Origin of the sequence: Paraburkholderia sp. J67 (genome assembly GCF_905220265.1) — a bacterium.
Lineage (GTDB): Bacteria > Pseudomonadota > Gammaproteobacteria > Burkholderiales > Burkholderiaceae > Paraburkholderia.
Genome location: NZ_CAJMZK010000073.1, coordinates 1 through 1,462, shown reverse-complemented (window position 1 = coordinate 1,462; position 1,462 = coordinate 1). Strand labels below are relative to the sequence as shown.

General features: G+C 54.7%; 2 protein-coding genes and 1 pseudogene. All 3 read left to right on the top strand.

Translation table 11 applies throughout. From position 1 onward, the window contains the following. On the top strand, nucleotides 1–724 hold a 724-nt coding region (locus U5782_RS41195; protein ID WP_322049612.1), incomplete at its 5' end, for an RHS repeat-associated core domain-containing protein. 23 nt (nucleotides 725–747) lie between these two features. Continuing rightward, nucleotides 748–1,053: a hypothetical protein gene (locus U5782_RS41190; RefSeq protein WP_322049611.1), complete on the top strand. Its 306-nt coding sequence runs from the start codon at nucleotides 748–750 to the stop codon at nucleotides 1,051–1,053. A gap of 202 nt (nucleotides 1,054–1,255) precedes the next feature. Further along, nucleotides 1,256–1,462 (top strand): annotated as a pseudogene (locus U5782_RS41185) (RHS repeat protein); the annotation flags it as partial.

Genomic DNA, 1,462 nt, shown 5'->3' with positions numbered 1-1,462 from the left:
CGACGATTCGGTGCGCGACGCGGTTTATTATTTTCACAACGATGTGTCGGGGATGCCCGAAGAGTTGACCGACGCCGATGGTGAACTGGTCTGGCAGGCGCGTTACAAGGTGTGGGGGAACGCGGTTCAGGAGGAATGGGTTCAGCACGAGGAGCCGAGGCCGCAGAATTTGCGGTTTCAGGGGCAGTATCTGGATCGCGAGACTGGGCTGCATTACAACACGTTCCGGTTTTATGATCCGGATGTGGGGAGGTTTGTGACGCCCGACCCGATTGGGTTGATGGGTGGGGTGAATCTTTATGCGTATGCGCCGAATTCCATTGCATGGATCGATCCACTCGGGCTTTATAACGGAGAGGGAACACGTAGTCTCGGTAAGTACAATGTTTTTCACGAGCATACGCTGACGGTCGATCAATACACTTTGTCCGATCCAGAACACTTTCGTCTTGCGAATGAATCCGTATTTCAGCGTGCACAGGTAGATGCGGACTTCCGCCAGACCCTGCAAACCAAATACCCTGGCGTTCTCGAGCACGTGAGCCCGACGCAGAGCGGTAGATATAGAGGCTCTTCGCCACCCGACATGACGTGGCATCATGGAGACTCGCCAGGGGCATTGCAACTGGTTGATCATGGCGATCACAAGAGTTTCCACAAGGTCTACCATCCGGACGGAAAAGGCGGAAGAAACAAATGGGGTGGCGGCACAGGATGCCGCTAAATGATCAAGAAAGGAGAGAAACCATGAATACTTTGCAAGGATTGCAGGCCCTGATCACCGAAAAACAGGGCTTGCCAAAAGTAGGCTGGATCTTTGTTGACAAGAACTTTGACAAGACTTCTGCTGTCGCCTTGTTAGGCGCAGTCTTCCACATTCCGGAAAATGAGGATGATGAATTTTATGGTGAGGATTATCTTGCCTCGTGGCTAGAAATCCCGACCTTCCTCGCTGTCATTGAGTTGCGGGGAAAACAACTAAAAGATCCAAATGTCGAGGACATTGCAAACGCCGCTGTCTATTACCTCGAAAATGACGATTTCCTCGAATGAGGAAAAACGCCGAGCTAACTTGAGAGCGAACAAAGAGTCGCGTAAGCGGCCCTTTGTTCGTTGCTGACGTTCGCAGCGGGTTAGACGAATTCCCCCGCAGTATCGCCTCGCGAACGTTCACCTCACCCTGCGCACCTCCGCCTTCCGCAAAGCCGCCACGTCCGCAAACCCATCCACGGTCATCAATGACCGCCGCGACCAGTTGATCGAGGAAATTCGCCTCGACGGCAGCCGCCGGGAATACGAGTACGACGCCTGCGGCTTTGGCATCGCGCTCCAGGAAGGCCGGCTTCGCACACGCTACGAACGCGATGCGCTTGGGCGTCTCACGGCGAAGGAAGCGGGCCGCGAACGTTGCACCTATCTGTACGACAAGGCCGGCCGGATCGCCACGGCGGAACTTCATGCT

Bases quoted from the DNA above. Each gene is read 5' to 3' on its own strand.
- U5782_RS41190 (WP_322049611.1), top strand. From the start codon at position 748: ATGAATACTTTGCAAGGATTGCAGGCCCTGATCACCGAAAAACAGGGC.